The sequence below is a fragment of the Saccharomonospora sp. NPDC046836 genome (genome assembly GCF_040645195.1).
Taxonomy (GTDB): domain Bacteria; phylum Actinomycetota; class Actinomycetes; order Mycobacteriales; family Pseudonocardiaceae; genus Prauserella_A.
This window is the reverse complement of sequence record NZ_JBEYXW010000014.1, coordinates 48180-73048: the sequence shown is the minus strand read 5'-3', so window position 1 is coordinate 73048 and position 24869 is coordinate 48180. Positions and strand designations below refer to the sequence as shown.

The following is a 24869-nucleotide window of genomic DNA, read 5'->3' as shown; positions in this document are numbered from 1 at the left end:
TTCCCCACTCCTCAGTCGGTCTTCGGATCGAGCGCGTCGCGCAGGGCGTCGCCGAACAAGTTGAATCCCAGGCAGATCACGGCCAGTGCGATACCGGGGAAAATGCCGGGCCACGGGGTGCGGAACAGGTACTGCTGCGCGTCGGACAGCATGATCCCGAGGCTGGGCTCGGGCGGCTGGATACCAAGGCCGAGGAAGGACAGGATGGCCTCGCCGAGCACGGCGGCCGGCATGATGACGGTCGCCTGCACGATGATGGCCGACAAAGCGTTGGGCAGGATGTGCTGGCCGAGGATCCGCCACGGCCCGGCGTGCATGGTGTGCGCCGCGAGCACGAAGTCGCTTTCCTTGAGCCGCAACGTCTCCGCGCGTACCACCCGGATCATGGTGGGAATCTGCGCAATGCCCAGCGCGATCGCCGCGTTGGCCAGCCCGCCTCCGTTGATGGCGGCAAGGCCGACCGCGATGATCAGGAACGGGAACGCCAGCAACAGGTCCGCCAGCCGCGAGACCAGCGCGTCAAGCCACCGCCAGTAACCCGCGAGCAGCCCGAGTGGGACGCCGAGGACGATCGAGACCAGCACCGCCAGCGCGCCGACCTCCAGCGAGGCCCGGGTGCCGTACAGCACGCGGGAGAGGATGTCGCGGCCGAGATCGTCGGTGCCGAGCGCGAAGCCGACGGTGCCGGGCTGCTGGAACGGGGTGGAGAAGTGCACGGCAGCCGGCGAGTACGGCGCCAGCAGTGGGGCGAACACCCCGGCGACGAGCACGATCAGGAGCAGGACACCGCCGGCCACACCCATCGGGTTGTGCCAGAGCTTGCGCAGCGCACGGCCCCGGATCCGGGCCGGCGGCGTGGTGGTGGTCGTCATCGGGCCCTCCCGGAGACTCGCATGCGTGGATCGATGACGGTGTAGAGGACGTCGACCAGCAGGTTGATCAGGATGTAGGCGCCGGTGATCACCAGCACCACTGCCTGGATCACCGGATAGTCGCGGGTGAACACCGAGTCCAGGGTCAGCTTGCCGATACCTGGCAGGCTGAAGATGCGCTCGGTGACCACTGCCCCCGCGATCAGGCCGCCCAGCTGCAACCCGACGATCGTGGTCACGACGATGAGACTGTTGCGCACGCCGTAGCGGAAGATCACCGCGCCGCGGCCGAGGCCCTTCGCCCGCGCGGTGCGGACGAAGTCGGCGGTCAGTGTCTCGACCATCGACGCGCGGGTCTGCCGTTGCACGACGGCCGCGTGGCTCAGTCCGAGGATCAGCGCGGGCAGCGTGAGGTAGTAGAGCCCGCGCAGCGGATGCTCGAACGGCGAGACGTAGCCGGAGGCGGGAAAAGCGCCCAGCTGCACGGAAAGATAGAGAACAGCGAGGATGCCGAGCCAGAAGGTGGGCACGGACAGGGCGAACAGCGAGAAGCCGTTGGCCGCCCACTCCGGCCATCGGCCCCGGAACACCGCGGCGACAACACCGAGAGCCATGCCGGCAAGCACCGCGATGAGCATCGCGTACACCGCCAGCTGCACGGTGACCGGCAGGGTCGCGCCGATCATCTCGCTGACCGGGGTCCCGGTGCGTACCGACTCACCGAGGTCGCCGGCGAGTACGTTCCGGACGAAGGTGAGGTACTGCACGGGCAGCGGCTCGTCCAGGCCGAGCTCGGCACGGACCGCGGCGATGGTCTCCGGGTCCGCCTCCTCACCGGCCATCGCCGTCGCCGGGTCACCGGGCAGCGCGCGAACGCCGACGAACACGACGATCGACGCGAGCACAAGGGTGACGGCGGACTGCCAGAGGCGATGGAACAGGTAGCGCAGCACGGTTCAGTCCTCCCTGTCGGCCACGAACGCGGCCTTGCCGAGCCGGACGACGCCGTCGGAGTAGACCTCGACCCCGGTGACAGCAGTGGTGTGGACCGTTATGTTGCGGATGCGGTGCGTGTAGACGATCGGGTTCTCCTCGTGGAGCATCCGTGTCATCTCGCCGTAGAGCGCGGTCCGCTCGGCCGTGTCGGTGGTGCGCGACGCCTTTGCCAGCAGATCGTCTACAGTGGACGATGCGAATCCGCCGTAGTTGGCGCTGGCTCCGGTGGCGAGGAAGCGCGAGGTGTTGCCGTCCGGGTCGATCCGGCCCGACCAGCCGAGCATCACAGCCTCGAACGTGCCGCGCTTCTGGACGTCCAGCAACGTCGAGTACTCGACCGGCACGATCTCCAGCGCGAACCCGCCCTCGGCCACGCTGGCCTGCAGTGCCTGCGCGAACCGCAGCTCGTCCTGCGTGTTGGACACCTGCATCCGTACCGGGTAGGGAACCTGCGCCCCGGCCTCGGCGAGCAGCCGGCGCGCGGCCTGCGGATCGAACTCGGGGCAGTCGTTGCCGGCCTCCGAGGCGTACGGCGTCTGCGGCGCGATGGGTGAGCATGCGGGCTCGAACCAGTTGTTGAACACCGTGTCCACGAGTGTCTGCCGGTCGATGGCGTGCGAGAACGCCGTCCGGATCCGCGCATCCTGGGCGATCGGCGTGTCGATCGGCTTGACCGGCTCGCCGACGCCGTCGACGTTGCCGGTGTTGATCGTGACGGCCTTGTAGCCCAGCGACGGCGACTGCAGCACCCGCAGGTCCTCTTCCCTGGCCAGCGCGTCCACGTCCTGCGGCGAGATCGTGTCGGCGACCTGGATGTCACCGGAGCGGAGGTTGGCCGCACGGATGTTGGCGTCCGACATGATCCGGTAGGTGATCCTGTCGAGGTGGACATTGCCGGCGTCGTAGTAGAGCGGGTCGCGGGTGACGGTGATCGAGGTCTGCGGCACCCGCTCGGCGAACCTGAACGGGCCCACGCAGACCGGGTTGTCACCGAAGTCGTCGCCGTACCGTGCCAGCGCGGCCGGCGACATGATCATCCCGGCCCGGTCGGCCAGCGCCGCGGTGATGGGCGCGAACGGCTGCTCGTACCGGATCACGACGTGCCCGGCGTCGCTGGCGGTGATGGTCTCGACCGGGCCCATCTCGCTGGCGCGCTGGGATTCGGCGAGCGTGGCGTGCCGCTGCAGGCTGGTCCGGACCGCAGTGGCGTCGAACGGCGTGCCGTCGGCGAAGACGATCCCGGTGCGGACGGGGATCGTCACCGTCAGCCCGTCCGGGGAGATCGTGGGCAGGTCGGTAGCCAGCTGGGGCACGACCTCACCACTCGCGTCGAGATCGTAGAGCTTCTCGCACATCGTGCTCATCACGTAGCGCGTGTACAGCGACGAGGACGTGGTGGGGTCCAGTCGGTCCGGTTCGGACGACAGGCCCATCACCAACTCTCCACCCTCGGCAACCCGCTGCGTGCCTACCGGGGTGCCGAAGTCGTCGTGGTGCTCCACCTTGCTCGCGGGATGTTGCACGGCAACACACGCGCTCAGCACGCCCACCGCCGGTATCGACAGCGCTATTCGCAAAGACCGGACAGACATGCGGACAACCTACTTCCGCGCATTGCGAATCCCATTTCGACCGTGTTAATCCGAGTTACGATCTCCATTCGGCCAATGGGTACACGAAATAGCGGCCCGGTAGTTCCGGGTCGCTATTTCGCGAAAATTTCCGGTTATCTTCCCGTGGCGTATCCCTGCATGCCCCGGGGGTTGGCTCCTGCTGACAGCACACCGGTTTCCGGGTCCCGCGCCACCGCGCACAGCCGGCCTTCCGACCACGGTTCACCCACCGTGACGCGGTGCCCGCGTTTCTCGAGCCCGGCAATGACCAGCTCACCGATTCGCGATTCCACGGTGACCCCGCCTGGCACCATCGCGCGCGGGTAGAACGAGCTCGGGAAGCTCTCGGTGTGCCAGTTCGGCGCATCGATCGCACCCTGCAGGTCGGGTCCACCACGAACGTTTTCGCACAATGCGACGGCCAGCAGGAAATGCACGCTCCACTGGTCCTGCTGGTCACCACCGGGGGTGCCGAACGCCATGACCGGCTCGCCCTCGCGCAGTGCCAGTGACGGGCTCAACGTGGTCCGCGGGCGGCGGCCGGGGGCCAGCGAGTTGGGCAGGCCCTGATCGAGCCACGCCATCTGCAGACGAGTCCCCAGCGGGAAACCGAGTTCCGGGATGACGGGGTTGGACTGCAGCCAGCCACCGCTGGGCGTGGCCGCGATCATGTTGCCCCAGCGGTCGACGACGTCGACGTGACAGGTGTCGCCGCGGGTTCCGCCGTCACGCGCGACCGTCGGCTCGCCCGCGCCGACGGGAACGTGCAGGGTGCCACCATCAGCCACGAACCGAACATGCCTGCTGAGCTTCGGTTCCCTGCCACCGGGCCGCCCGGGGCGCAGCTCGAACGACGCCTGGTCGCCGACGAGCGCGCGGCGCGTGGCGGTGTACTCCGCCGACAGCAGGGCCGCCGGCGACACGTCGGTGCCGTCGCCGTACCACGCCTCCCGGTCGGCCATCGCGAGTTTCGTTCCCTCGATGAGGGTGTGGTAGTAGTCCACGGTGCCGTAGTCCAGCTCGGCCGGCAGCAGCGCGAGTTGCTGCAGGAAGGCAGGCCCCTGGCTCCACAACCCGGCCTTGGCCACGGTCCAGCCGTTCCAGGTGTGGGTCACCGGATCCTCGTAGTGGGCGGAGAAGGCGGCGAGGTCGTCGCCGCTGAGGGTGCCGGCGTGCCGCTCGCCTGAGGTGTCCATTGTGGATGTCGCGGCCATCTTGACGATCGCCTCGGCGATGAAGCCCTCCCGCCACACCCGTCGCGCGCCCTCGATCTGTGTTTCCCTTGCGGCGCCGGCGGCCTCGCCCTCGGCGATGACGCGCCGCCAGGTTTCAGCGAGCGCAGGGTTCTTCAGCAGCGAGCCAGGTGCGGGCGGCTCACCGTCGCGCAGGTAGATCTCCGCCGAGGTGGTCCACTCGCTCTCGAACAGCTCGCGCACCGTCGTGACGGTGGCGCCGATGCGCTCGACGGCGGGATGCCCGCGTTCCGCGTAGCCGATGGCATAGGTCAGCACCTCGCGCAGCGTTTTGGTGCCGTGGTCGCGTAGCAGGAGCAGCCACGCGTCAAAGGCGCCGGGGACGGCCGCGGCCAGCGGGCCGGTGCCCGGTACGAGATCCAGCCCGAGCGAGGTGTAGTGCTCGATGGTCGCGCCCGCGGGCGCGGGCCCCTGCCCGCACAGGACTTTCGGCGCACCGCCCGCCGGCGCAAGGATCATCGGCACCTCGCCGCCGGGGCCGTTGAGGTGGGGCTCCACCACGTGCAGCACGAAGGCGGCCGCGACGGCCGCGTCGAAGGCGTTCCCATCGTCCTCCAGCACGGCCATCGCGGTGGCCGAGGCGAGCCAGTGGGTGGACGACACCATGCCGAAGGTGCCCTGAAGCGTGGGGCGGGTCGTGAACATCCCACGAGTATCGCCGTCAGCTGGTCAGCACGTCCAAGACATCTGTGACACCAATTAGATAGCTTATGGCTATGGAACGTCGGCAGCTCGAGTATTTCGTCGCCATCGTGGAACACGGCGGCTTCACCCATGCCGCGCGTGCGCTGCGGGTGGCCCAGCCGTCGCTGTCCCGCGCGATCGGCAAGCTCGAACACGAGTTGGGAGTGACGCTCTTCCACCGGGTCGGCCGCACCGCTGTGCTTAGCAACGCCGGAGAGCTCCTGGTCCAGCGAGCGCGGCTCGTCCTGCGTGACCTCGACGCACTGCGGGCCGCGGCGGGCGCCGTCGGACGTGGCGCGGCAGGGCGGGTGGACGTGGCGGCCACCTCGTCGTCGGCTCTGGAACCGGTGGTCAGCATCATCGCGGAGCTGCGCGAGCGCCATCCCGGCGTTCTGGTCAGTACCTCCTCGGCGCTGTCGGCGGCGGAGGTGGTCGCGATGGTCGTGCAGGGGCGCTGCGAGGTCGGCGTGTGCGGGAGTGCCGAACGGCCTGCAGGGCAGGGCCTGATCGCGCATCACCTGCGGGACGAGGAGTTCCTGCTCGTCGCCCCGCCTGGCACGAAACTCGGCTCCGGCGGCGACGTCGCCCGCGAGGAGCTGCGGGGTATGCGGTTCGTGGTCACCAAACCCGCGACCGCGGTACGCGCCCTCTTCGACCGGCTCGCGGCTGGCGTCGGCGAGCTGTCGGTGGCCGCGGAGGTCGGTGACCGCAGTGTGGTGCTGCCGATGGTGCTGCGCGGGATCGGTGCCGGCCTCATGCCGGACGGCTGGGGTGAGCTGGCCCGGCGCGCGGGCGCGGAAGTGTACCGGTTCACACCACCCGAACGGCTACCACAATGGCTGGTGCACCGGTCCGGACCTATCACCCCGGCCACCAAGGCATTCGTCGAGACAACCCTAGCGCGCCCCGAACCCCCAGCCGCCACCTTCTAGCCGCGGGTACCGATACGCCCGAGCGGCGCGGTGCCAACCAAGCGCGAGTCCCCCGTTCCAGCACGCGAGTCCCCCACCCAGGCGCGCGAGTCCCCCACCCAGGCGCGCGAGTTGCCCACCCAAGCACGCGAGTCGCCCCTTCCAGCACGCGAGTCGCCCACCCAAGCACGCGAGTCGCCTCGTCGGGCGCGCGAGTCCCCCCGCCCAGGCGCGCGAGTCCCCCGCCCAGGCAAGCGAGCTGCCCGCTCGTAAGAACCAGTCAAAGTCCGGACGGCAACTAAGTCCAAAACGGGGAACTCGCGGACCGGAACGGGCAACTCCCCGACCCCAGCGCGGGACTCGCGCACCGGAACGGGGGACTCGCGGGCCGGCGGGAGCGGAACGGATCATTAGCACAAGCTCCGGCGGCGCGGCAAATTTCCGCCTCACCGCCCGGCCTGTGGAACGGCGAGACGCCGCGAGATCACCACGCGCATGATGGCGCCGGCCGCGCTACCCCGTCGCGGTTCGCAGATCTCCCCAGCACTGAGAGGTTCCATGTCCACCGACAACAACCCTGACGCCGAACCCGCGCTTCCCGAGAAGCCGGGCCGGAGCAAGGGGTTCTTCATCGGCATCGGCGTCGCGGCTGTGGCGGTCGTCGTCGCTGTGGTGCTCGTCATCGTCAACGTCACCGGCTCGTCGACCACGGCCGGCCAGACGACGGTGCGCATCGGCGTGACCGACGCCGGTGCCGACCACTGGAAGACGTTCACCGAACTGGCCGGGGAGGACGGCATCAACGTCGAGCTGGTCAGCTTCAACGACTACACCCAGGCCAACCCGGCGCTGTCGCAACGTCAGCTCGACCTGAACCAGTTCCAGCACATTCTCTTCCTGGCCAACTACAACGTGTCCAACAACGACACGCTCACCCCGATCGCATCGACCTATGTGGTGCCGCTGAGTCTGTACTCCCGCAAGCATTCCGCGGTGGCCGACATCCCGGCGGGCGGCACCGTCGCCATCCCCAACGACCCGACGAACCAGGCCCGTGCGCTGCTGGTGCTGCAGTCCGCCGGGCTGATCACGTTGCGCGGTGGTGGAACCGTACTGTCCACTCCGGCCGAGATCGACGAGGAAGCGTCCACAGTGGAGGTGACACCGGTCGACGCCTCCCAGACCGTCGCCGCGCTCCCCTCCGTAGACGCCGCGATCGTCAACAACAACTTCGCACTCGACGCCGAGCTCGACCCCTCCCAGGCCCTGTTCAACGACGACCCAGCAAGCGCAGAGGCCGAGCCCTACATCAACGCGTTCGTCAGCCGCGCCGAGGACAAGGACAACCCGACCTACCTCAGGCTCGCGCAGCTGTACCGCGATCCCCGCGTCAGGAGCCAGGTCGAAGCACAGTCCAAGAACACCGCGGTGCTCGTCGACCGGCCGCAGAGCGAGCTGGAGGACATCCTCGCGCGGCTGGAGGAAACGGTCCGGACCGCACAACAATGACCGCCACACCACTGATCGAGTTCCGCAACGTCAGCAGGACCTTCAGCACCGGCGGTCGCACCGTCACCGCCGTCGACGATGTCGACTTGACGATCGAAGCCGGCGAGATCTTCGGCATCATCGGCTACTCCGGCGCCGGCAAGAGCACGCTCGTCCGGCTCATCAACGCGCTGGAACGGGTGAACTCGGGACAGGTTCTGATCGACGGCGTGGACCTGTCCACCCTGCGGGAACGCCAACTGCGCGAGGTCAGAGCCGGAATCGGCATGATCTTCCAGCAGTTCAACCTGTTGCGCTCCCGCACGGTGTTGGGCAACGTGGCGTATCCGCTCAAGATCGCCGGCTGGGATCGCGAACGACGCAAGAAACGGGTCGCGGAGCTGCTCCGGTTCGTCGGGATCAGTGACAAGGCATGGAACTTTCCCGACCAGCTCTCCGGCGGGCAGAAGCAACGGGTCGGCATCGCGCGGGCGCTGGCGACCAATCCGAAGATCCTGCTGGCGGACGAGTCGACCAGTGCGCTCGATCCCGACACCACCCGTGAGGTGCTGCGGCTGCTCAAGCGAGTCAACACCGAACTCGGTGTGACGATCGTGGTCATCACCCACGAAATGGAGGTCGTGCGCGAGATCGCCGACCGCGTCGTCGTCCTCGACCAGGGCCGGATCGTCGAGCAGGGCACCGTGTTCGACGTGTTCTCCGCACCGAAAACCGAGACGGCGCAACGGTTCGTCAACACCGTCGTACGCGACGCGCCGGACCGAACCGACCTCGACCGCGTCCGCGCGCGGCATCCCGGCCGGCTGGTGACGGCCCGGGTGACCGACACCGGCGGGCTCGGCGCCGCGCTCTCCGACGCGCTCAACCGGCACCGGGTGCGGTTCGAGATCGTCTACGGCGGAATCACTGCGGTATCCGGACGTTCCTTCGGCGGGCTGACGCTGGAACTGACCGGCGAGGACGCCGACGTCGACGCGCTCATCGCCGAACTCCGCGCCACCACGGAGATCGAGGAGATCTCGGGATGACACTCCGCCTTCTTCGCGCGTTACCGAGGCGCCGGTGCGCCCATCCGAGCCACGTCACCCGGGCTCGCAAGGAGCGTCCTGTCGGCACGATCGCGTGGACGCGCCGACTCGCGGAGGAGCGAGCATGACCATCGATTGGGACACACTGGGCCCGGTCTTCCTCGACTCCGTTGGGCAAACGCTGTGGATGGCGCTGACGACTCTGCTCGTCGGTGGGTTCCTGGGGCTGGTGCTGGGAGTGCTGCTCTACAGCACCCGCCCCGGCGGGATACTGGCGAACCGGTTCGTCTTCACGATTCTCAACGTCGCGGTCAACATCATCAGGCCCATCCCGTTCATCATCTTCATCACGGCGATCGGGCCGCTGACGATCCTCGCGGTGGGAACCCAGCTCGGCACGACCGCCGCGACCTTCGCGCTGATCGTGGCCGCGACCTTCGGCATCTCCAGGATCGTGGAGCAGAACCTGGTGACCATCGACCCCGGCGTGATCGAGGCGGCCCGCGCCATGGGGGCGAGTCCACTGCGGATCATCGTCACGCTCCTGGTTCCGGAGGCACTCGGTCCCCTGATCCTCGGTTACACGTTCGTGTTCGTGGCCGTGGTCGACATGACCGCGGTCGCCGGGGCGGTCGGTGGCGGCGGCCTGGGCGCCTTCGCCATCACCTACGGCTACCAGCGGTTCGACTGGGGCGTGACCTGGCTCGCCGTGATCACCATCATCGTGCTGGTGCAGGCGGCCCAGTTCCTCGGCAACTGGCTTGCCCGCAAGGCACTGCGCCGCTGAACCGTGCAACTCGCGCCAGAGCGGGCGACTCGCCGACCGGAGCGGACAACTCGCGCACCGGAGCGGGGGACTCGCGCACCGGACCGGGGGACTCGCGTGCCGGAGCGGGCAACTCGCGTGCCGGAGCGGGCAACTCGCGTGCCGGGGCGGGGGACTCGCGCGGCGGTCAGCCTACCGACGGGCCCATTCCCAGGGACTGTGGTGTGCTGGCGTCGGGTGAGGGCTGGTGCAGACCCTCGTCGAGCGGTCCGAACTCGGTCATCAGGGAGCGGCTGCCGCCCCATGGCGTCTGTTCCTCGGCGATCAGCGAGTTCGTGGTGAGCAGCAGCCCCGCCACCGACGCCCCGTTCTGCAGCGCGGAACGGCACACCCGCAGCGGGTCGATGATCCCCATCTCGATCATGTTGCCGTAGCGGTTGAGCAGCGCGTCGAAACCCTCGTCCTGGCCGAGGTTCCTGGTGCGCTCGACGACCTCACGCGCCGGGTAGCCCGCGTTGCCCGCGATGAGCGACGCCGGTTCGGACAACGCCCGCCGCACGATGTCCGCCCCTGCCGAGTAGTCGTCGTCGTGACCGGTGTCGGCCAGCACCTGCTCGGCATGCAGCAGTGCCGCGCCGCCGCCCGCGACGATGCCCTCGGCCATCGCGGCCCTCGTGGCCGACAGCGCATCCTCGACCCGGTGCTGCAGCTCCTTGAGCTCCGCCGGTGTGGCGGCACCGACCTTGATGACCGCGACCTTCCCGGTCAGCGCGCCGATCCGCTCGGTCAGCACGTCCTCGTCGATGCCGAACTGTGCGCGTTCGAGCTCCGCGCGCAGCTGGTTCACGCGGAACTCGATGTCCTCGGACGAGCCGGCCCCGCCGATGATCGTCGTGGAGTTCTCGTTGACCCGCACCTGCTTGGCCCGCCCCAGGTGCTCCAGCGCCATGGTCTCCATCGTGAACCCGGACTGCCGCGACAGCACTGCGCCACCGACGACTGCCGCCAGGTCCTCGAGCTTGTGCAACCTGCGGTCACCGAAACCGGGGGCCCGCACCGCAACGGACTGGAAGATGCCGTTGACGTGGTTGTGCACCAGCATGCTCAGCGCCGCCCCCTCGACCGTCTCAGCGATCAGCACGAGTGGCCGAGGTGCACGCATGACCTTGTCCAGCAACGGCATCAGCTGCTGGACCTTGGTGACCTTCTCGGCGCACATCAGGATGTACGGGTCGTCGAGCACCGCCTCGAGCCTGCCGGGATCGGTGACCAGGTAGGGCGTGAGGTAGCCGTTGTCGAACTCGAAGCCCTCGACGAAACTCACCGACATGCCGATGTTCGGCGACTCGTCGACAGTCACGACTCCCGTGTCGCCGACGGCATGCAGTGCCTTGGCGACGACCGCGCCGACGGCGTCGTCGTCGTTCGCCGAGATCGCGGCGACACGGGCGTAGTCCTGCTCCCCCGCCACCGGGTGCGCGACGTTCTGCAGATAACTGACGAGGTGGCCGACGGCCTGGTCGATACCGCGCTTGATGAGCACCGGGTTGCGCCCGGCCTCGATCGCCTTCATCCCCTCCCGGATGATGGCCTGAGCGAGCACGGTCGCCGTCGTGGTGCCGTCGCCGACGACGTCATTGGTCTTGATCGCGGCTTCCTTCACCAGCTGCGCGCCCATGTTCTCGAACTGGTTCTTCAGGTGGATCTCCCTCGCGATCGTCACACCGTCGTTGGTCACCACGGGCGATCCGGTGATCTTCTCGATGATCACGTTGCGCCCCTTGGGACCCAGCGTCGACTTCACTGCATCCGCGAGCTGGTCCACACCGGACAGCAACAGCTCACGGGCCTGTGAGCCGAACCGCAGTTCCTTGGCCATCGTGGGTCTCCTCCGTCACGTTCAGGGGGTGAGAATGGCGCGGCCCCGTACCCGGCCCGCGTCGAGATCGGCCAGCGCGTCCGGCGCCGCGTCCAGCGGATACTTCTTGGTGTGCAAGGTGACCTTGCCCGACTGGGCCAGCACCATCAGCTCGACGAGATCGTTGTAGGTACCCACGAGGTTGCCAATGATGTTGCGCTCGGTAGAGATGATGTCGATCGTCGGGATGTCGATGTTGCCGCCGTAGCCGATGACGAAATGCGAGCCCGCCCGCCGCGTCATCTCGAAGGCATCCTGCTGCGCGCCCTGCTCGGCGACGAAGTCGAGCACGACCTCCGCACCGTTTCCCCCTGTCAGGTCGAGCACCGCGTCCACCTGCTTGCCGTCGGCCAGAACCGTGTGGTCGGCGCCGAGTTCGGCGGCCAGCGTCAGCGCGTCGGCGTTGCGGTCCACCACTACGACCGTGGCCGCGGTGAGCGCGCGCAGGGACTGGATGCCGATGTGCCCGAGGCCCCCAGCGCCGTTGACCACACACACCGTGCCCGGATAGAGCAGCGGCACCGCCTTGCGCACGGCGTGGTAGGCGGTGATGCCGGCGTCGGCGAGCGCCGCGACGTCCGCGGGCTGCGTGGCCGGGTCGAGCTTGATGCACGCCCGCGCCGAGGTGAGCAGGTACTCGGCCATGCCGCCGTCGGTGTCGATGCCAGGGAACGAGCTGTTCGCGCAGTGCATGTCGTCGCCCGCCCGGCAGGCGTGGCACAGCCCGCACGTCGGTGTCGGGTGGAGGATCACGGTGTCGCCGACGTCCACATTGGTCACCGCGGGCCCGATCTCGTGCACCCAGCCCGCGTTCTCGTGGCCGATCGTGTAAGGCAACCGCACCCCGCTTTTCTCTTTCCACTGCCCTTCGATGATGTGCAGGTCGGTACGGCAGACCCCGGCGCCGCCGACCTTCACCACCACGTCGAACGGCCCTGTGGCCGTTGGCGCCGGCACCTCCTCCACGACGGGTTGCCGGTGGTACTCGTGGAGCCGGACCGCCTTCATGGTCTCCCCTCCTCGTGCTGGCTGTGCGGGTGCGGGTATCGGGCGCGCAGCATTCCGCGGCACACCCCGGAGTTGGCCTCCTGGCTCGTCCGGGTGAGCCTGGCGAAACCCAGGTACCGCGTGAGGTTCTCGGACGCGACGGGGTCGCCGGTACGGGGGTCGACGAGCAGCGGATCGCCGTCGCCTGCCGGTAACCCGAGTTCTCGCCTGCGCGCCCGGAGCCGCTCCCGATCCTCGCCCTCGGGTGCGTCGCCGAGCGTGAGCGCGGGCAACCGCGTGGCCTCGGTACCGGCGGCCAGCATCGCCCGGCAGACCCGGTCGGTGCCCGCGTACACCGCCTTGCGGACGAAGTCGGCACGCAGACTGTCCAGTTCGTCCACCGCCTCGCCCTCGAACGACGCGACGAAACCGGCCCGCGCGGCGACCCCGGTGTTGATCGCCTCCGCGGCGAAATGGTCCTGCAGCGCCACATCGAGCTCCGTCACACCGGGCACCGCAGTCACCGCGTCGTAGGCGTCGGCGACCATGAGGAACGCGAAGTTGGGCGCGCAGAAGTAGGTCGGCAGCCGCAGGCGGACGACGGCCCTGCCCGTGGCGCTCACCTCCAGCCGCTCGACGAACCCGAGTTCTGTCAAGGGTTCGTCGAGCTCCGGGTCGCGGACGGTGCCGAGCGCCGACCAGACCGCCGCCGTGAGGGCTCCGGTCCGGCCGGCCCCGGCCTGCGTGGTGGCTGTCATGGGTTCGGCGCGCCCACCGGCTCGACCTTCGCCGGCCGCTCCAGCCGTAACTCGGGTGGCACGTCGATGTCGTAGAGCCGGGCCGCATTCAGTCCGAGGATCTTCTTCTTCTGTGCCACCGTGAACGGCGCGAAGTCCGACAGCTCCTCGTCGTCAGGCATGTTCCAGTCGACGAAGCCCTCGATCTGCCACTTCGGTTCCCAGATCGCGTAGTCCGCGCCGAAGATCAGCTTGTCCTCGCCGAGCCAGAACATCAGCTCGCCCATGACCTTCGCGAAGAACTTCGGCCGTGCGTGCATCAGCCCACCGATGACGACCGCGAGTCCGGCGTAGACGTTGCGCTCCTGCGTCGCCATGAAGCAGAAGTCCTCGATGCGTGGCAGGCCGACGTGCTCGACGATGAAGTTGAGCTCCTGGAAGTCGGTCGCGACGTGGTCGACATCCGAGACGTCGAAGGCATCCTTGTCCAGTGGCCAGATCGTTGGTCCCTTGTGGACATGGATATTCTTGATACCCAGTTCCTGGCACCGCTCCAGATACCGAGCGGCCTCGGGGTCGGTGAGTTTCCACCCGCGCGAGTCGCCGCGCCATTCGGCGGTGTAGAGCTTGACTCCCTTGCAGTTGTACCGCTTCACCCGTTCTTCGAACGCCCGCATTCCGGCGTCGCCTTCACGCGGGTCGAAGTAGGTGTTGACGAGGAACTGGCCGGGGTGCCGTTCGGCCATTGCAGCATTGCCCTCGGTGGTGTTGAAGCCGTTCGTGTACCACTGCCGCAGGTTCGTCGGCTGAAAGATCGCCATGTCGACGTGTCCGACTTCGAAGAGGTCGTGCATCATCAGCTCTTCGGAGTACTTCTGGAACCGGTCGATCGGCCAATGCGTTTCAGCCGGGCCGAGTCCCTGGTAGGCGTGGAAACATTCGATCCAGCCCTTGGCGAACTCCTCCTGACCCGGTACCCAGTTCTGCGGGCTCGCGTCCCAGAAATGGGTATGCGTGTCGACGACGAAATACTTTTCGCCATCCTTCTCGTACATGTTGCCCGCCCTTCGGTCGAGTTACTTCTGTGAACGCACCGGTTTGAGGTCGAAGTCGAGGTACTCGGCGGCGTCCTCGGGATTGGCGAAGAAAATGGTGCGGTCGTCGAGGTGCACCATCCGGCCGTAGTGGGTGGACATGCTCTCCTCGAACTCGGCGGAGTTGAACCAGCCCTCCTCCTCGCCGGCAGCCTCGTCGATCTCCGAGTAGTCGATCTCCATCTTTCCTATGGCGTCGACACGAATCATCGAAGGCAGCGGGGTGATCGTGACGTTGTCCTTGTGGCCCATGACTTCGGCGACCACCTCACCAACCTGGTTGTTCATCAGGGTGAAGCCGCACTTGTTGGAAGCGGTCGGGTCGACCTTGAACGGGCTCTTGGCAGGTTTCACGGTGGTCACTGGGCCAGCTCCTTCGGTGTTTGCAGGTGCAGTTCGGACAGGATCCCGTGGAAACGGCTCTTGACTCGGTCGAGACCGTCTTCGAAGCGGTGCGGTTTGGCGTCGGGCAACGACCACAGCGGCTGCAGCGTCCGAGCGGCCTTGATACAGCGCGGCACCCAGGCGCTCAGCCAGTCCTGCATGAGCTTCGTGTTGTGCTTGGCGAACTCCTTGTCGTTGACCAGCAGGTCGAACATCACCTTGGTGTAGCGCAGGTCGCGCTCGGCGTAGTCGTACTCCTCGGCGCCGATCAGCGTCGGCGTCACGAAGTCGCCGTTGGCCGGAGCTGCCTGCTGGACGAGGTGGCTGCGGAACAGCTCACCGACCAGTGGCTGGAACACGACGTTGGCGGCGAAGACAGCTTCGCCCCAGTCGTCGACGGCGGTGAGCAGTTCGGCCGTCTCGCGAACGCCTTGCCAGGCCTGCTCGTCGTTCCACGTCGCGATGTGCGCCCCGCCGTCGAACCCGTCGATTTCCTCACTGAGCGTCAGGTTGTACAAGGCCAGGTCCTGTGCGGCCCGGATGATGTGCATGCTGTTCACCGCGATGGCGGTGTTGTGCATGTTCGTTGGTGCCCTGCGGTTGGCGTTGGCGAACAGGTACAGGCCCAGCCCGTGGTCGACGTGCATCCAGGCACCCACGTGCTGGGCGACGAAGGTCACCCAGTTCCGGTTCCACTGCTCGAACGCCTTCGACTGACGCGCCGCCTCGACGTTCTGGTTCAGTTGACGGACGACATTGGCGTTGTAGCGGTAGAGGGTGAGCTCCCATTCCTCGTTCGGGTCGCGGAACTCGTGCCACCCCAACGCCGGCCACTCGTAACCGGCACCGCCGGAGCCGGGCCCACGCTCGGGGAGCGGCCGGTCGGAGCCCCACGCCTTGAGCGCGGTCCACTCGAGCGGGTAGCCACCGTTGCCGTCGGCGAAGCCGTAGAGCCAGCCCTGGGACAGGTAGTGCCGTGGGTCGGGTTGTACCTCGACGGTCACATCCTCGTAGTGACTCCGCTTGCGTTTGGCGGGACTGTAGTAGTTGAACTGCCGGTCGTTCGAGTCCGGGAACTCCTTCGCACCGGCCTCGGCGTCGGTGAATACAGGTTTCGGAACGCTGCGTTCGCTCGTGGCTGTCATCGACTTCTTCCTTTACCTCACAAGGCTTTCCCGTCGTCCGCCTCGCCAGTTGTGGTGAACTTGTCGTAGAAGATGCGCTTGTCGTCCGCTCCCAGTGCAGGCAGCAGATCCAGCGCCGCCTCCACCATCGGTGGTGGACCGCAGACGTAGACGTCGGCGCCGGTGAGGTCCTTTTCGGACCACTGCACAACGTCGGTGATCAGGCCGGTCTCACCGTCCCAGTCGTCGTCACCCGGCTCGGACAGCGCCGGCACGAAGGTGAAGTCCGGCAGTTCCTGCTCCAGCTCGCGTAGTTCCTGCTCGAAGCACAGGTCCCTGCGCCGCCGCGCGCCGTAGTAATAGGTGGCCTTCCGGTCGATCCCGCGCTCCAGCATCGAGCGCAGCAGCGCCAGGATCGGTGCCATCCCGGCGCCCCCGCCCACGAACACCAGGCGGGCGTCCGGCGCATCGCGCAGAGTGAAAACCCCATAGGGCCCTGCGATCTCGAGCCGGTCACCCACCTCGACCCGGGTATCGAGGAAGTGTGAGAACAGGCCGTCCGGATAGATCTTGATGACGAACTCCAGCAGCCCGTCGGGACGGCTGGACGTGTTGGCCATCGAGAACGACCGGGTCTCTTCGGTGCCGGGTACCGCGAAGTCCATGTACTGGCCGGGGAAGAACTTCAGCTCAGTGGGCTCCACCAGGCGCACGACGAGATGACGCAGGTCGTGCGTGAGGTGCTCGTTGGCTACGACCTCCGCGACGGCCTCCTGGATCGGCAGTCCAGAGTGGATCATCTCCTCGTCGTAGTTGAGCAGCTCGATCGTCAGGTCCTCGTAGGCGTGCGCACGGCACAGCAGCGTGAACCCTTCCTCCTTCTCGAAGTCGGGCAACGCGAACGTGGAGTACCGGTCGTACTCCACATCGTCGCCGTCGAGAATGAAGGACTTGCACGAGGCGCACTGCCCCTCCTTGCATCCGTGCATGAGCATGACGCCCTGCTCGAATGCGGCGCGGAGGATGTTCTGGTCCTCATCGACCTCGATCTCGATGCCCACCGGCTCGAAGCGCACCAGGTGTTTTTCTCCCATGGCTTCCCCATCACAAGGTGAACAACGGGGGAGGGCCCGCGCTGCGGGGCCCTCCCACGGGGTTCTCCTCAGGTGTTCGTCGGCGCCGGCCTGCCGGCCGGGCCCTGGCGGTTGTAGTCGGCCTGGAACGCGGCACGTTCCTTGTCCGACATCTGGTTGAGCACAACGTTGGGGCTCTGCAGTTCGGGCATGCGGCGCAGGTGGTCCAGCGTCCACATCTTCTTCCCGTCGAGGTCGAGGTGCGGCTGGGCGACCATCGTCTTGCCGTCGTCACGCACACCGCCCATGTCGGTGACCACGTCGGCCCAGTTCCAGCCGTGGTAGAGGGTCTCCCACTCGCGGTGACCGATCAGCTGCCCCATGTTCGGCGTCTCGCGGCCCTGGAAGGTCGGGCGGAACGCCTCGACGTCGGTCCAGCGGCACGGCTCCGAGCAGTAGGTCCGCCACTGCCCGTCGACCTCGTCCATCACCATGTCCTCGCGGATGAGGCACGGCACCATGCAGGTCCAGCAGCGGTGCGGGTACACGTAGTCGACGTCCTCGGCGACGATCGGGTGGTGCCCGTTCGGCCGCGACAGCCGCGCGTAGTTCTCCCACCACTTACCGTACTTGTCGTACCAGCCCGGGTACTTGTGCTCGAACCACTCGAAGTCCTCGTCGGTCATCGGGTCGATACGCCAGTAGTTGGCCAGCCAGCCGGTGGCGAAGAACTGCGCGACCTCATGCACGTAACCCTTGTTCCAGATGCGGTTCCACGCCTCCTCGATGAGGTCGTGCGGAATGACCAGCCCGTACTTCTCCAGTGGCACCAGGTAACTGCGGTAGTAGTCGTCGTAGATCCAACGGCGCCACATTTCCGCGTAGCTCTCCCGGTCCTTGCGGCGGTCCTTGGTGCCGTACTCGATGAACGTGCCGATGGCCGCGTCGACCACTGCGTGGTTGTTCCACCACGCGTAGCGAAGGTCGCGTTCGAGCAGCTGGTGGTTACGTTCGTCGGACAGCGCCATCAGCAGCGTCGCGTAGCCGTTGCTGATGTGCCGGGACTCATCGGACTGCACCGAGTGGAACACCGTCGGCAGCAGGTAATCGCCGTTCGCGGCCGCCTCGGCAGGCATGGCGACGAAAAGCGTGTTGGTGAAGGCCGTCTCCGCCACGATGGTGAGGTAAATGCTGGCGGCGGTGATGGCGTCACCGGTGATGAAACCTTCGGCGAACTGCCGGCCGATCGTGCCGCAGTAGTCGTTGTGGAACTGCCGCAAACTGGTGTTGAAGCCGGCGGGGTCGATGTAGTTGTGCATGTAGAGGCGCTTGAGGTTCTGCTGGATCGTCGAGTGCCGAACCTCGTCGATCATCTGGATCGCCTGCCCGTTGTGCAGCTCCGGGTTGGGTACCGTGCGGAACAGCAGCGGCATGGCACGGGCCGCCGAGATCTCCGGAAGCGGGATGATGCTCAGGAACAGCTTCTGCCATTCCAGCCAGCGTTCCTGTACCTGGCGGAACATATTGCCGCGGATCGCGCCGTCCTCGGCGCCGTATACGCGGTGGTCTTTTTCTTCCTGCATGGGGAAGTAGGAACGCAGGACCTGCTTGAGAGGGTCCTTTTTCTTGGCTTTACGGAACGTGTAGTCAGTTCCGTACTGCGAGACCGGCTCGTGATAAACCGGCTCCCAGGACAGTTCCTGGATCTTCTGGTGGGCTTTCGCCACGCTCTGACGGCTCATTGATCACTCCTTGCGTGGGCATGCGGTCTCTGCGCCGATTACACGCGCGTTACGCTTCGCCGCGGGTCTCAATATGAGACGCCGCTGACATGGGGTTTCAGGGGTCGTCGAGCATTCTCGACCGCAAGTCGGCGAGCTCGGCGCGAATGTCGTCGGTGATACGCGCATCTCCCTCGAGCCGGGGCGAGATTCCGAGCGCACGTAGTAACTCGGCGGCGGGTTCGCCCGGATGTCCGCTCTCACCGAGCACGGGATGCAGGCCCGCATCGACGAGATGCTGGAAGACGACGTTGACGATCGTCCACGGGTTGTATGACTCTGCAGGTTCCGGCATCGGCAACACCTCCCGCGCTCACCATGAGAACGCGATTCGCGCGCCAGGCGCGTCTCAATTTGAAACACCGGACCACAAGGGCGATGCTGGAAGCGGCGACACAACGACGTGCCGACGGCGGGAGGACATCGTGGTGGATATCGCCGACATATCGCGGCAGCGACCTGTCCAGCCCGACGATGTGCGACTCGCGCATACGCGCCTGCGCTTCCTCGCCCACGACGCCATCGAACCGGACGAGGTCAGGGAAGCGATCCTGGCCTCGTGGTGGCGCTCCCGCGAGTTCGAGGTGCCCGCCGACCGGATCGACCTGCCGTACACGCAGGATCGCGACCTGGACACGCCGTTTATTCACAGCGGGGAGCCGATCCTCGAACGCCTCGGCGACCAGCTCGCCGGCCAGCCCATCAGCCTCATCGTCACCGACCCCACCGGGCTCGTGCTCACGCAGCGCACCGGCGACACCGACCTGCACCGGCACCTGGAGTCGGTCGAGCTGGTTCCGGGTTTCAGTTACGGGGAGCGTTTCGTCGGCACCAACGGCATCGGCACGGCGCTGGAGGACGGCGGGCCGACCCACGTGTTCGGTCACGAGCACTACGCCGAGAACCTGGAGAACCTCGCGTGCGCCGGGGTTCCGATCCACCATCCGATCTCCGGCAAGACGATCGGCGCGGTCGACCTCACCTGCTGGCGCAAGGACGCGGGCGGGCTGCTCGTGGCACTCGCACGCTCGACGGCCGAACAGGTCCGCCAGGCCCTGCTCACCCACAGCAACGTGCGCGAGCTAGTACTGTTCCAGGCTTACCTGCAGGCGTGCCGGCGCACCACCGGCATTGTGCTCGCCTTCAACGACGACATCGTGATGATGAACGACTCCGGCCGGAAACTGCTGCAGCCGGCCGACCAGTCGATCCTGCTGAGCCACGCCAGCCAGGAGCTCGCCGACAACAGGCGCGCCACAGCCGTTCTCGAGCTGTCCACGGGCAGCAAGGTGCGGATGCACTGCCGTCAGGTGCCTGGCAGCAGGGAAGGCGATGTCGCGGGTGGCGTGCTGTCGGTGAAGCTCATCGACAACGACGAGGAGAGCCTGGGGGGCTCCGTGCCGATCCTGCCGATGTACCTGCCCGGCGTCGTCGGCTCGGCGCCGCAGTGGTTGCGTTGTGAGCACGAGGTCGACGCCGCCTACGCCAGGGGTGAGTGGATTGCGCTGGCCGGTGAGCCCGGAACGGGCCGCTGCACACTGGCGCGGGGCGTGCACCTGCGCCGGCACCCCGCCGGGCGGTTGCGCAGTCTCGACGCCGCGCAGGCGGGCGGGGACTGGGAGAGCGTGCTGCGCGGTGAACTCTTCGCCGACCACGTGGACACGGTGGTCATCCGCGACATCGACCGGCTCGATGAGCGCAAGGCCGCGAGCCTTGCGGCCTTGCTGGGCGAGCTTCGGCGGCACGACGGCGACCACGCTCCATGGGTGGCCATCACACTGGCACCCGACGCCGAGACCAACCCAGAGCTGGCCGAACTGATGGCGTTCGTCCCGCACACCGTGTCCGTGCCGCCCTTGCGCCGGCATGCCGAGGACCTCAACGAGCTGGTGCCGCTGTTCCTGAGCAGGCTCGCCCGTGACGGGACCCTGCGCTGCTCCCCCGCCGCGTTGCATCTGCTGATGCGCGCGACCTGGCCGGGAAACGTGGCCCAGCTGTACCGGGTGCTCAAGCAGGTGGCCAAGCACAGGCGCAGCGGCACCATCCAGCCGAAGGACCTGCCTGCGGAATACCAGACGATCGCCCGGCGAGCGCTGAACCGGTTCGAGGCGATGGAACGCGACGCGATCGTGCGCTGCCTCGCGGATGCCGAGGGCAACAAGGCTCGTGCTGCGAAGCTACTCGGCATCTCGCGCGCGACGATCTACCGCAAGATCCACGAGTACGGCATCGTCACCGCCGATCACTGACCGCCCAATACCCCAGACCGCTGGTCTTCGCCGGCTGCCATCAGATTGGCTCCTCGATACCGGTCTGCAGTACAGCAGCGCTCTGCGCGAGCGCCGCCTGTCCTGTCGATCGAGAGCCCGTGGGGGTCACCATGAGAATGCGCCGGTATCGCGAAGTGCGACATCGGAAGCATCGTTGCCGGACATCGCTGCGCCGCTCGGCCACGTTACTGACCGCAAGCCTCGCCACACTTGCGGCCGCGCCGGTGCTGGCCGATCTGGCGTTGCAGGAGCCACCCGGTCCGCTCGCGGCCAGCCGTGGCGCAGTCGTCACCGCGCTTCCGCCCGCCGAGACCATCATCAGCACACCGGCCTGGGTGGAGCACACCGTACCGTCGGTGCCGCTGCCCGAGATCAGCGCGCCGGAACGCGTTGCAGGCAACAGCCAGCCCGCGGGAGCGGTGTCCTATGCACTGGTCGGCGGCATTCCCGACGTCGCGCTGTCCGCGTACCGCAACGCCGCCGGCTCCCTTGCCCAGACGGCGCCCGGTTGCGGTCTGGAGTGGACGGTGATCGCCGCGATCGGACGCGTGGAGTCCAACCACGGACGCTACGGCGGAACACAGCTGTACGAGGACGGGAGTACCCACCCGGTGATTCGCGGGATCCCGCTCGACGGCCGGACCGGCGTCGCGTTGATCCGGGACAGCGACGGTGGCGCACTCGATCAGGACCCCGTTTTCGACCGCGCGGTCGGGCCCATGCAGTTCATCCCCGGTACGTGGCGCGCCTATGCCGTGGACGGCAACGGCGACGGCGAGGCCGATCCGGACAACATCCACGACGCCGCGCTCGCCGCGGGTACGTACCTCTGCGCTGGTGGCGGTGATACCCGTGATCCGGCTCAGCTGCGGGCGGCGGTCTATCGCTACAACCACTCAGAGTCCTATGTGGACATGGTGTTGACCATTGCGACAGCGTACGGTCGTGGGGAGGTTCCGGTGCTCCCGGCGCGACCGGGCGGGGCTCCATCGACCCCATCGACCACGCTGCCGCCAGCCACGAAAGACACCGTACCGCCGAGTGCCTCGGTCACCTCGACCCGGCCGGCACCGTCCACCGACGAGAGCCCCACTCCGTCCACTCCGGACACCACGACCACACCACCGGCCACGAGCACCACCGAATCCAGCCCGCCGAGCACCACCAGTACGACACCGCCACCGGACACGACCTCGACCGGGGTTCCGAGCAGCACGACGACCACAACAACCACACCGGCACCCGACGCTGAGCCCAGCACCACGACCACACCGAGCACCACTGAAGCACCGAGCACGACAGCGACAACGGAAACGACGAGCACGACTCCGGTCGGCTGAGACGGGCGAGCCGGTCCGGCTACGGACATCCGCAGCCGGACCGGCTCGTTCTCCCCCCTGGTATCCGCGAGGCCTAGACCGACGCCGCGGCGGGCACGGAGGCAGCGACGGGCTCCCGGTCGGCTTCGCCGCCGGTACGCTCCTGCTGCTCCTCCCCCTCCGTGCCACGCCGTTTGCGGTTGAGCCACGCGGCGAGCAGCAACGGCATCGTCAGCGCCGTGCACACGTTCACCACGATCATGTGTTTGACCAGGTCGGAGCGGCCATCGGAGAGCATGACCGCCCAGAACTGGATGAACGCCGCGGCGATCAGCGCAAGGCCGAGTTTGCCCACCGCCTGCACTCCCGGCTCGTCCGCCCGGTGGTAGGTGACGGTCAGGAACACGATCAGCGCGACCAGCCAGTAGCCGCCGAGCAACACCGCAGGCGCAACCTCGAATGCCGTGAAGGCGAAGGTGTAGGACTCCATGCGGTGGTCGATCTGTGTGGCCGGAAGGCCACTGCCGGCCAGGTTGCTGCCGGCGTAGTCGTCCGGGAGCCGGAACTCCGCCGCACCTTCCATTCCGGTACCGACGAGACCCGGTAGCCGCGCCGGATGTGTCAGGTAGAACAGGGCGATCTCGGCGGGCGTGACCTTCTCGGTGAACTCGGCGTAGGCCGGGTCGGTCGCCACGCTGTCCTCCGAGAGGATATGGGTGCCCGATCCACTGGCCAGTGCCGGATCCAGGCCGAACCATTCCAGATCGCCTGCGGGATCGGGACTCGTCGGCAGAATGGTGCCGAAGACCTGGTTGTAGGCATTGACCATGGTGAACCGCTGCGGCTGGCTGGTGAAGTACAGCCCACTTACCGCGGCAAGGCCCAGTGCCAGCATCACGGCGAAACCGCGGGTGAGCCGCTGGGCACGATGGGCACCTGCCGCACGGCGGTTCCAGAGCAGCGCCACCACGATCACCGGCAACAGGCTGATCATCTGCGTCTTGCTGGCGATGGCGAATGCCGCAATGCTCGCCACGAGCAGGTAATGGTGCCACTGCGGGCGATCGGCCCGGAAGAACATCAGCAGTGCCGGGCAGAGCAGGAGGACGGACAGCAGTGCGGCCGGCTCGGAGTAGGGCGAGATGAAGTACCCCGCGACACCGGGGTCGGCGAACAACAGGCCGATCGCCGAGACGACGACGAAGCGCAGCGCGACCCTGCCGGGCAGGACAGCCACCAGCCAGCCGAGCGCGAACGCGACGATCGCGATACAGATCACCGCCAGTGCTCGCAGATCCAGTGCGCCGGGCAGGCCGAGGACAGGCGTGAGCATCCTGGCCAGTCGCAGCAGCGCAAGGTGCGACGAGTAGTAGGCCTCACCGGTGCCGTTCGCGCCACAGGTCTCGCCGTAGTAGCGATGCTCCACCCACGTCGGGTAGACGAGCTCGTTGCCCGGTGCCTGCCACGGCCGGTCGTCCCGCAGGCCGAGCTCACAGAACAAGCGGTGGCCGTCATCCTGGTCACCGAGGCCGACCGGATGCGGCAGGAACACCCGCACCACCAGAATGGCCCCCCACAGCACCGTTGTGCCGACCGCGACCAGAAGCTGGTACCGGTCGATGGCGTCCAGGACCCGCCTCATCAGGCCTCACCCTCACGAATCGTTGTGGACAGTGAGCCGATGATCGGCTGCGCTCCCGCGGGCACCAGCAGCCGGCACTGGGCCACCGCCGGGGTGACGTCCGGGTAGGCCACCGCCTGTATGCGGTAGTCGGTTCGCCGCACGTCCCTGCCGAGGAACTCGCTGACGATCGGCGTGCACGAGCGTTCAGCCCACTCTTGTGGAATGGCAGCCGGATCGACGTCCCCCGGTATCGGGACCCAGCTTCGGACGGATTCGGCGACATGCTCGCGGCTGCACGGCACGGCCACGCCGACGGCGTCGAAGCAGCGCCGGAAATCGTCACCGGCTCTGGTGCGCAGGATGTCCTTCATCGACTGCGCCATCGTCGGCAGCTGACCTTCGGCGCTCGGCGACACGTCGCAGCGGTACATCCGCTCGCCACGGGCCCATTCCTGCGGCGTCGGCACCCGCGGCCAGGCCGCAACGAACCAGTGTTCGTCGTAGTACTCGGCACCGAGATACGCGGCGAGCTGGCTGCCGTCGCACAGCTCGCGCGTGAGCGCAACCGTCGCTTCGCGACCGGGCCGCTCCCCGTCCACTGTGCCCGCGTCCTCTGGCAGTTCGCCCACCAGATAGGTCTCTGTCTGATGTGGCTGATCGCACGGAACCGGCGGTGCCACATCACTGAGGCTGGAGGCTTCGAACTCCGTCTGGAACTCGTGGCAGGTCCCGACCTGCTGGCTGTCGCTTCGAACAGCACCCTCGTACGGGTCTTGGATGTCCCAGGCCACAACAGTGCCCCAGATCGCGAGAATCGCACCGGCCAACGCAATTATTCTTGCCACGCACCATGGACGCCGTCGCCATGACAAACATGTCGCGGAGGCTGTCGAATACCCCGTCCGAGCCATCGCGTGATGAACGAG

Annotated in this window: 21 protein-coding genes; 6 read left to right on the top strand and 15 right to left on the bottom strand. The window is 67.4% G+C overall.

The features are described from left to right. Positions 1-11: 11 nt before the first annotated feature. The 4 genes from ABZ863_RS17690 to ABZ863_RS17675 all read right to left on the bottom strand — a co-directional run bounded on the left by ABZ863_RS17690 (position 12) and on the right by ABZ863_RS17675 (position 5379). The gene (locus tag ABZ863_RS17690; RefSeq protein ID WP_358536557.1) at positions 12-872 is read right to left on the bottom strand and encodes an ABC transporter permease; all 861 of its coding nucleotides are present in this window, start codon (positions 870-872) and stop codon (positions 12-14) included. After that, a complete protein-coding gene (locus tag ABZ863_RS17685) occupies positions 869-1825 on the bottom strand; it encodes an ABC transporter permease (RefSeq protein WP_358536555.1) in 957 nt (318 codons plus the stop codon). The genes ABZ863_RS17690 and ABZ863_RS17685 overlap by 4 nt, the downstream gene beginning before the upstream one ends. Before the next feature lie 3 nt (positions 1826-1828). Next, entirely contained in the window at positions 1829-3460 is a 1632-nt protein-coding gene (locus ABZ863_RS17680; RefSeq protein WP_358536553.1) for an ABC transporter substrate-binding protein, read from the bottom strand. A 134-nt stretch (positions 3461-3594) separates the two neighbouring features. Continuing rightward, entirely contained in the window at positions 3595-5379 is a 1785-nt protein-coding gene (locus tag ABZ863_RS17675) for a gamma-glutamyltransferase (protein WP_358536551.1), read from the bottom strand. A gap of 71 nt (positions 5380-5450) precedes the next feature. Between ABZ863_RS17675 and ABZ863_RS17670 the strand changes: the two genes are divergently transcribed. The 4 genes from ABZ863_RS17670 (at position 5451) to ABZ863_RS17655 (ending at position 9653) form a co-directional block, all read left to right on the top strand. Next, complete coding sequence (locus ABZ863_RS17670; RefSeq protein WP_358536549.1) at positions 5451-6350, top strand: LysR family transcriptional regulator; 900 nt, start codon at positions 5451-5453, stop codon at positions 6348-6350. A 537-nt stretch (positions 6351-6887) separates the two neighbouring features. After that, positions 6888-7838, top strand: coding sequence for a MetQ/NlpA family ABC transporter substrate-binding protein (locus tag ABZ863_RS17665; RefSeq protein ID WP_358536547.1), 951 nt, complete (start codon positions 6888-6890; stop codon positions 7836-7838). Then, complete coding sequence (locus tag ABZ863_RS17660) at positions 7835-8866, top strand: methionine ABC transporter ATP-binding protein (RefSeq protein WP_358536544.1); 1032 nt, start codon at positions 7835-7837, stop codon at positions 8864-8866. The genes ABZ863_RS17665 and ABZ863_RS17660 overlap by 4 nt, the downstream gene beginning before the upstream one ends. Before the next feature lie 124 nt (positions 8867-8990). Further along, a complete protein-coding gene (locus ABZ863_RS17655; protein ID WP_358536541.1) occupies positions 8991-9653 on the top strand; it encodes an ABC transporter permease subunit in 663 nt (220 codons plus the stop codon). A gap of 166 nt (positions 9654-9819) precedes the next feature. Here the strand turns inward: ABZ863_RS17655 and groL are convergent, their stop codons facing one another. The 9 genes from groL to ABZ863_RS17610 all read right to left on the bottom strand — a co-directional run bounded on the left by groL (position 9820) and on the right by ABZ863_RS17610 (position 19025). Continuing rightward, positions 9820-11511, bottom strand: coding sequence for a chaperonin GroEL (gene groL / locus ABZ863_RS17650; RefSeq protein WP_358536539.1), 1692 nt, complete (start codon positions 11509-11511; stop codon positions 9820-9822). Positions 11512-11532: 21 nt separating this feature from the next. After that, positions 11533-12558 carry an NAD(P)-dependent alcohol dehydrogenase gene (locus ABZ863_RS17645; protein ID WP_358536536.1) on the bottom strand — a complete coding sequence of 342 codons (1026 nt, stop codon included), beginning with the start codon at positions 12556-12558 and terminating at the stop codon, positions 11533-11535. Further along, positions 12555-13295: an iron-sulfur cluster assembly protein gene (locus ABZ863_RS17640; protein WP_358536534.1), complete on the bottom strand. Its 741-nt coding sequence runs from the start codon at positions 13293-13295 to the stop codon at positions 12555-12557. The genes ABZ863_RS17645 and ABZ863_RS17640 overlap by 4 nt, the downstream gene beginning before the upstream one ends. Next, positions 13292-14329 (bottom strand): amidohydrolase family protein, encoded by a 1038-nt coding sequence (locus ABZ863_RS17635; protein WP_358536532.1) that lies wholly within the window; start codon positions 14327-14329, stop codon positions 13292-13294. The genes ABZ863_RS17640 and ABZ863_RS17635 overlap by 4 nt, the downstream gene beginning before the upstream one ends. A 21-nt stretch (positions 14330-14350) precedes the next feature. Next, the gene (gene mimD / locus ABZ863_RS17630; RefSeq protein ID WP_358536530.1) at positions 14351-14731 is read right to left on the bottom strand and encodes a propane 2-monooxygenase effector subunit MimD; all 381 of its coding nucleotides are present in this window, start codon (positions 14729-14731) and stop codon (positions 14351-14353) included. After that, positions 14728-15897 (bottom strand): toluene hydroxylase, encoded by a 1170-nt coding sequence (locus ABZ863_RS17625; protein WP_358536528.1) that lies wholly within the window; start codon positions 15895-15897, stop codon positions 14728-14730. The genes mimD and ABZ863_RS17625 overlap by 4 nt, the downstream gene beginning before the upstream one ends. A 17-nt stretch (positions 15898-15914) precedes the next feature. Continuing rightward, on the bottom strand, positions 15915-16970 hold the full coding sequence (locus tag ABZ863_RS17620) for a 2Fe-2S iron-sulfur cluster binding domain-containing protein (RefSeq protein ID WP_358536526.1): 1056 nt from the start codon (positions 16968-16970) through the stop codon (positions 15915-15917). Between the two features lie 68 nt (positions 16971-17038). Further along, positions 17039-18691 (bottom strand): methane monooxygenase, encoded by a 1653-nt coding sequence (locus ABZ863_RS17615; protein ID WP_358536516.1) that lies wholly within the window; start codon positions 18689-18691, stop codon positions 17039-17041. Positions 18692-18788: 97 nt separating this feature from the next. Beyond that, on the bottom strand, positions 18789-19025 hold the full coding sequence (locus tag ABZ863_RS17610) for a hypothetical protein (protein WP_358536512.1): 237 nt from the start codon (positions 19023-19025) through the stop codon (positions 18789-18791). A 130-nt stretch (positions 19026-19155) separates the two neighbouring features. Here ABZ863_RS17610 and ABZ863_RS17605 point away from each other — a divergent pair, with 130 nt between their 5' ends. Both ABZ863_RS17605 and ABZ863_RS17600 read left to right on the top strand, forming a co-directional pair. Continuing rightward, positions 19156-20979 (top strand): helix-turn-helix domain-containing protein, encoded by a 1824-nt coding sequence (locus ABZ863_RS17605; RefSeq protein WP_358536509.1) that lies wholly within the window; start codon positions 19156-19158, stop codon positions 20977-20979. A 155-nt stretch (positions 20980-21134) separates the two neighbouring features. Beyond that, on the top strand, positions 21135-22340 hold the full coding sequence (locus ABZ863_RS17600) for a lytic transglycosylase domain-containing protein (RefSeq protein ID WP_358536507.1): 1206 nt from the start codon (positions 21135-21137) through the stop codon (positions 22338-22340). A 73-nt stretch (positions 22341-22413) separates the two neighbouring features. Here the strand turns inward: ABZ863_RS17600 and ABZ863_RS17595 are convergent, their stop codons facing one another. Together ABZ863_RS17595 and ABZ863_RS17590 are read right to left on the bottom strand one after the other, a co-directional pair. Beyond that, entirely contained in the window at positions 22414-23961 is a 1548-nt protein-coding gene (locus ABZ863_RS17595; protein ID WP_358536505.1) for a hypothetical protein, read from the bottom strand. Further along, entirely contained in the window at positions 23961-24854 is an 894-nt protein-coding gene (locus tag ABZ863_RS17590; RefSeq protein WP_358536503.1) for a septum formation family protein, read from the bottom strand. Before ABZ863_RS17590 ends, ABZ863_RS17595 begins: the two co-directional genes overlap by 1 nt. Positions 24855-24869: the final 15 nt, after the last annotated feature.

Excerpts from the sequence above, each read along its gene's own strand:
- ABZ863_RS17690 (WP_358536557.1), bottom strand. The coding sequence starts at position 872 with ATGACGACCACCACCACGCCGCCGGCCCGGATCCGGGGCCGTGCGCTG.
- ABZ863_RS17680 (WP_358536553.1), bottom strand. The coding sequence starts at position 3,460 with ATGTCTGTCCGGTCTTTGCGAATAGCGCTGTCGATACCGGCGGTGGGC.
- ABZ863_RS17675 (WP_358536551.1), bottom strand. The coding sequence starts at position 5,379 with ATGTTCACGACCCGCCCCACGCTTCAGGGCACCTTCGGCATGGTGTCG.
- ABZ863_RS17670 (WP_358536549.1), top strand. The coding sequence starts at position 5,451 with ATGGAACGTCGGCAGCTCGAGTATTTCGTCGCCATCGTGGAACACGGC.
- ABZ863_RS17665 (WP_358536547.1), top strand. The coding sequence starts at position 6,888 with ATGTCCACCGACAACAACCCTGACGCCGAACCCGCGCTTCCCGAGAAG.
- ABZ863_RS17660 (WP_358536544.1), top strand. The coding sequence starts at position 7,835 with ATGACCGCCACACCACTGATCGAGTTCCGCAACGTCAGCAGGACCTTC.
- ABZ863_RS17655 (WP_358536541.1), top strand. The coding sequence starts at position 8,991 with ATGACCATCGATTGGGACACACTGGGCCCGGTCTTCCTCGACTCCGTT.
- groL (WP_358536539.1), bottom strand. The coding sequence starts at position 11,511 with ATGGCCAAGGAACTGCGGTTCGGCTCACAGGCCCGTGAGCTGTTGCTG.
- ABZ863_RS17645 (WP_358536536.1), bottom strand. The coding sequence starts at position 12,558 with ATGAAGGCGGTCCGGCTCCACGAGTACCACCGGCAACCCGTCGTGGAG.
- ABZ863_RS17640 (WP_358536534.1), bottom strand. The coding sequence starts at position 13,295 with ATGACAGCCACCACGCAGGCCGGGGCCGGCCGGACCGGAGCCCTCACG.
- ABZ863_RS17635 (WP_358536532.1), bottom strand. The coding sequence starts at position 14,329 with ATGTACGAGAAGGATGGCGAAAAGTATTTCGTCGTCGACACGCATACC.
- ABZ863_RS17625 (WP_358536528.1), bottom strand. The coding sequence starts at position 15,897 with ATGACAGCCACGAGCGAACGCAGCGTTCCGAAACCTGTATTCACCGAC.
- ABZ863_RS17620 (WP_358536526.1), bottom strand. The coding sequence starts at position 16,970 with ATGGGAGAAAAACACCTGGTGCGCTTCGAGCCGGTGGGCATCGAGATC.
- ABZ863_RS17615 (WP_358536516.1), bottom strand. The coding sequence starts at position 18,691 with ATGAGCCGTCAGAGCGTGGCGAAAGCCCACCAGAAGATCCAGGAACTG.
- ABZ863_RS17610 (WP_358536512.1), bottom strand. The coding sequence starts at position 19,025 with ATGCCGGAACCTGCAGAGTCATACAACCCGTGGACGATCGTCAACGTC.
- ABZ863_RS17595 (WP_358536505.1), bottom strand. The coding sequence starts at position 23,961 with ATGAGGCGGGTCCTGGACGCCATCGACCGGTACCAGCTTCTGGTCGCG.
- ABZ863_RS17590 (WP_358536503.1), bottom strand. The coding sequence starts at position 24,854 with ATGGCTCGGACGGGGTATTCGACAGCCTCCGCGACATGTTTGTCATGG.